The sequence below is a fragment of the Caulobacter sp. B11 genome, from assembly GCF_002737765.1.
Lineage (GTDB): Bacteria > Pseudomonadota > Alphaproteobacteria > Caulobacterales > Caulobacteraceae > Caulobacter.
The window spans coordinates 1-5,141 of record NZ_PEGG01000106.1; the positions used below are offsets into that span (position 1 = coordinate 1).

The following is a 5,141-nucleotide window of genomic DNA, read 5'->3' on the forward strand; positions in this document are numbered from 1 at the left end:
TCCGCGCGCCGTCGCCATAGACGCTTTGCAGGATCGGATCGATCGTCGCGCGGTTGGCGTCGAAATTGGTCAGCCACTGCTCGGCGGTGCGGGCATAGTGCGCGCCGCTCCAGCGCCAGTCGTGCTCGACCGTGAACAGGTCGGGGAACTGGCCCGGCAGGTCGTGGCTGGGCATGACGCCGCCGGTGAAGAAGTACTGGGCGATCCAGTCGGCCGGATCGTCGACGTCGAACCGGTAGGGGGCGTTGCGATGGGTGAAGACGTGCAGGAACAGTAGGCCGTCGGGCCGCAGCCAGCCGTTCACCCGGGTCAGCAGGGCCCGCCAGTTGGACATGTGCTCGAACATCTCGACCGAGACCACGCGATCAAAGCGCAGGTCGCCCGGACCCTGGGGCGAGAAGTCGTTCATGTCGGCGGTGATCACCGTCAGATTGGTCAGACCCCGCTCGGCGGCCCGGCCTTCGATGAAGGCCCGCTGCGAGGCCGAGTTCGAGACCGAGGTGATCCGGGAATTGGGAAACCTGTGGGCCATCCACAGCGACAGCGAGCCCCAGCCGCAGCCCAGTTCCAGGACGTCCTGGCCGTCGCGCAGGTCGGCGTGCAGCTCGGTCTGGCGCAGGGCGGCGACCTCGCCTTCGGCCAGGGTGGTTGCGCCAGGCGGATACAGGCCGCTGGAATATTTCAGGTTCGGGCCCAGGACGCGCTCGAAGAAGGCGGCCGGCATCTCATAGTGCTGGGCGTTGGCGGCGTCGGTGTGGACGGCGATCGGATGGCGGTCCATGTCGCGGGCGAAGGCGGCGCTGAGCTCGGGCGTGGCGCCCGACAGCCGCCGACGGGCGTCGCCGACCAGAAAGCCGATGGCGGCGCGCGAGACCAGGTCGGGCACCGGGGCGTCTTCGAAGGCGTGGATGGCGGCCTTGACCAGGCTCATGGGCTCTCCTTGTTCGTCTGGCGTCAGGATCGCCTCAGCTACGCGCGCGTTCCCACACTGGATGCACGCGTCCGAAACGGCTCCGGTTGCGTAGCTGTGGAGCCGCGCCGATCTGGCGCCTCAACCGGAGTTCGACTTGCCCTCGCAATCTATGCCCCAGCGCCAGAGCATCGCCGTGATCGGCGCCGGCATTTCGGGCCTGTCGGCCGCCTGGCTGCTGTCCAAGCGCCATGACGTGACCCTGTACGAGGCCGACGGACGGCTGGGTGGCCACGCCAATACGGTCGAGATCGAGGGCGTGCCGGTCGATACTGGCTTCATCGTCTATAACGAGCCGAACTATCCCAACCTGACGGCCCTGTTCGCCCATCTCCAGGTGCCGACCGCCGACAGCGACATGTCGTTCGGCGTGTCGCTGGACGACGGCGCGCTGGAATACAGCAGCAACAACCTGCTGGCCCAGCGCCGCAACCTGTTCAATCCGCGCTATCTGAAGATGCTGCTGGACGTGACCCGCTTCTACAAGGCCGGGGCCCGCGACGTGGCGCGGCTGGAGGCGGGCGGCCTGTGCCGTCTGGACGACTATTTTCGCCAGCAAGGCTTTGGCCGGGCCTTCCTGGAAGATCACCTGCTGCCCCAGGCCGCCGCCATCTGGTCGACCTCGATGCGCGACATCGGTGAGTTTCCGGCCGCCGCCTTCCTGCGCTTCTTCGACAATCACGGCCTGATGCTGCCGATCGACAAGCGGCCGATCTGGCGGACGGTGGTCGGGGCAGCCAGCAATATGTCCGTCGCCTGTCGGCGGACTTCCAGGGAACGGTGCTGGTCGGCCGGCCCGTGCGCCAGGTGATCCGCGCGCCGGACGGCGTCTCGATCGAGGACGCCACGGGCGAGACCCGCCGCTTCGATCAGGTCGTCGTCGCCGCCCATGCCGACCAGGCCCTGCGGATGCTGGACCGGCCCAGCGCCGAGGAAAGCCGCGTGCTCGGCGCCTTCCGCTACAGTCAGAACCGCGCGGTGCTGCATCGCGATCCGCGCCTGATGCCGCGCCGCAAGGCCGCCTGGGCCAGCTGGAACCATGTGGGCAAGCGCGGCGAGGGCGGCGAGGGCGGGGTGACCTACTGGATGAACCGGCTGCAGCCGCTGGACTCGGCTGATCCTTACTTCCTGTCTCTGAACCCCGAGCAGGGCGACGAGATCCAGGCCAACCTGCACGATCAGGTCTATGAGCATCCGCTGTTCGACGGCCCGGCCATGCTGGCCCAGCGCGAGCTGTGGTCGCTGCAGGGCGCCAACCGCACCTGGTTCGCCGGGGCCTATTTCGGGTCGGGCTTCCACGAGGACGGCCTGCAGGCGGGCCTGGCCGTGGCCGAACAGCTGGGCGGCGTGCATCGGCCGTGGCTGACGCCCAATCCGTCGAACCGCATCTTCATCACCCCGCCAGCCGAGGCCGAGCCCCAGGCCCGCGTCGTCGCATGAGGTCAGGGCTCTACAGCGGGGTCGTCGTCCATGGCCGCACCCGGCCCCGGCGTCACCGCCTGAGCTATCGCATCTTCATGCTGGCCCTCGATCTGGACGAGATCGACGGGCTGGCGGCGCGGCTGAGCCTGTTCTCGCACAATCGCTGGAACCTGGTTTCACTGTGGGACCGCGACTTCGCCGGCCGCGTCCGGGCGCCGATCCGGCCGCAGATCGAGGCCAAGCTGGCCGAGGCCGGTTTCGACCTGGCCGGCGGAGCGATCACCCTGCTGTGCATGCCGCGCCTGCTGGGGCATGGCTTCAACCCGCTGAGCGTCTATTTCTGCCACGACCGCGACGGGCGGCTGGCGGCTACCGTCCATGCGGTGCGCAACACGTTTGGCGAAAAGCACGACTATGTGCTGGCGGTCGAGCCGTCGTCGCCCGACGCGCACGTGCGCCAAGCCTGCGGCAAGAGCTTCCACGTCTCGCCCTTCATGCCGATGGACCTGGACTACCAGTTCGACCTGCTGCCGCCCGGCGAGCGGGTCAGTATCGGGGTGAGCGTGCTTGACGACGAGGGCCTGCTGCTGGCCGCCAGCTTCGCCGGCCAGCGCGCGGACCTGACCGACAAGGCCCTGCTCAGGGCGGTCCTGGGCCACCCCTGGCAGTTGGCCGGCGTCTTGGCGGCGATCCACTGGGAGGCCGTCAAGCTGGTGCTCAAGGGCTTCCGGCTGTTTCCCAATCCGGGTCCGCCGGCGCTGGGATCGCCGGCGAAATAAGGCGTTTAGCGGCCGCCGCGGGTCAGGGCCCGGTATTCGACCAGCCGCTCCTTGTCGCGCCGCACCTGGTCGGCGACGGCGTTGTCGAGATCGAGCGAGGCGTAGCGCACCCAGTTCTCGACCCCCAGCTTGTCCTGAACGGCCGAGGTCGGGGTCTGCCAGCGGAAATAGGACACGAAGGTCACCACACCGGCCAGCAGCACCGACAGGGCTTGAAGGCCCCGGAAGGCGGCCTGATGGCCCTCGGGGGCGGGCTGGATCAGGAAAAGGCCCAGCCAGACCAGCAGGATCAGCGGCGTCAGGAAGCGCATGAACCAGCGCATCCAGTAGCGCTCGCGGCGCACGCGCCACAGCTCCATCTGGACGTACTTCTCCAGATATTCCATCCGCGCGCCCAGCCACAGGGTCAGGCGGGTCAGATACATGGCCCTCTGGCCCCAGCCCTTGCCGTCCTGCTGGAACTCGGTCTCGGCCTGGTCGGCCATGGCCCGGCCGCTGGTGAACAGGTTCTGCAGCTCGCGGGTGCGCTGCACGATCTCGCGCGACAGCTGGTAGGAGTCGTTCTCCAGCTTGAACCGGTACTGGGTGAACAGGATCGCCTGGGCGGCCCAGTAGAGCCCGAACACCGCCAGCATGGCCCCGGCCGCCAGGCCGGCCCCGCCCAGGTCCGAGCCCGTCCAGCGGCTGAACCAGCTGGGGCCCAGCAGGGTCAGGGCGGCGAAGGCGATCAGGGCTAGGCCCTGGCTGACGCGCTTGACCGCCACATGGATGCGCAGGGCGTCGAACACCCTGCGGCCATAGCTGTAGATGCCGCTGCGCAGGTCGGCGTCGATCGGGAAACGCTCCTCGATCTGGCGGGCGTACAGCACGTGGAAGCGGTCGGGCTTGCCGTCGGTTTCCCAGAACGGAAAGATGTCCAGCGGCTGGTTGAAATACTCGTCGATATGGGCCGAGACCTGGGCCTGGGCGGCCGGGTCGTGCGAGAAATATTCGCTGTCCTGGATCGGCGTCAGGATGCCGTCGGCCGAGCGCAGGGCGCCCGAGCGCGGCGGCGGCGTGGCCGGCGGCGTGGCGCGGTTGGGCAGATCGGCGGCGCCCGGCGGCGGCGGCGTCGGCCCCGTCGATGGGGCCGGATGGTGTTCTTGGTCAGACATGCCCGTCAAACGCTCCCAGACCTGCGCGCGACCCTAGGACAAGCCTGCCTCGGGGCCGATGGTCTTCGCGTCACGAGCGAAGACCTGGCTCAGCTATCGCCGTCAACCGCCCGGCGGGGCAAGTGAAGATTAGGACAGATCGGCCTGGGCCGCCGCCAGCCACAGATCCAGATCGGCCAGGGCCCGCAGGCTCATCAGGTGCTTCTTGGCCCGGCCGCGCTCCTTCAACGGGATCTTGACGCCGTCCTCGCCGATCTTGGGCGTCTCCATCGGTGGCAGAAGACCGTAATTGATGTTCATCGGTTGGAAGCTGGACTTGCCGCCCGCCTCGGCGGCGATGTGGCCGCCGGTGACGTGGTCGACCAGGGCCCCCAGGGCGGTGGTGGCCGGCGGCGCCGTCAGAGTCCGGCCCAGGCGCTCGGCGGCGGCGAAGCGGCCGGCCAGCAGGCCGGTGGCGGCGCTTTCGACATAGCCCTCGACCCCGGTCATCTGGCCGGCGAAGCGCAGGCGCGGCGCGACCTTCATCCGCAGGGACCGGTCCAGCAGCCGCGGGCTGTTGATGAAGGTGTTGCGGTGCAGGCCGCCCAGCCGCGCAAACTGGGCGTTTTTCAGCCCGGAATCATCCGAAACACCTCGGCCTGGGCGCCATGCTTCAGCTTGGTCTGGAAGCCGACCATGTTCCACAATGTCCCCCAGGGCGTTGTCCTGGCGCAGCTGGACGATGGCGTGGGCCTTGACCAGCGGGTCGCGCGGATTGGTCAGGCCGACCGGCTTCATCGGCCCGTGGCGCAGGGTCTCGCGGCCGCGCTCGGCCAT

The 5,141-nt window shown here is 68.8% G+C and carries 4 protein-coding genes and 1 pseudogene; 2 read left to right on the top strand and 3 right to left on the bottom strand.

Translation table 11 applies throughout. The features are described 5' to 3' along the window. Positions 1–931 (bottom strand): cyclopropane-fatty-acyl-phospholipid synthase family protein (locus CSW58_RS05840; RefSeq protein ID WP_099446652.1); only part of this gene is annotated, 931 nt, incomplete at its 3' end. 151 nt (positions 932–1,082) lie between these two features. Between CSW58_RS05840 and CSW58_RS05845 the strand changes: the two are divergent. After that, positions 1,083–2,410, top strand: a pseudogene (locus CSW58_RS05845) (NAD(P)/FAD-dependent oxidoreductase). Next, complete coding sequence (locus tag CSW58_RS05850; RefSeq protein WP_099446653.1) at positions 2,407–3,171, top strand: DUF1365 domain-containing protein; 765 nt, start codon at positions 2,407–2,409, stop codon at positions 3,169–3,171. Before CSW58_RS05845 ends, CSW58_RS05850 begins: the two are co-directional and overlap by 4 nt. Before the next feature lie 5 nt (positions 3,172–3,176). Here CSW58_RS05850 and CSW58_RS05855 read toward each other — a convergent pair whose 3' ends face one another. Continuing rightward, positions 3,177–4,325, bottom strand: coding sequence for a hypothetical protein (locus CSW58_RS05855; protein WP_099446654.1), 1,149 nt, complete (start codon positions 4,323–4,325; stop codon positions 3,177–3,179). A 129-nt stretch (positions 4,326–4,454) separates the two neighbouring features. Beyond that, the coding region (locus tag CSW58_RS05860; protein ID WP_236627666.1) for an FAD-dependent oxidoreductase at positions 4,455–5,141 on the bottom strand (687 nt) is incomplete at its 5' end.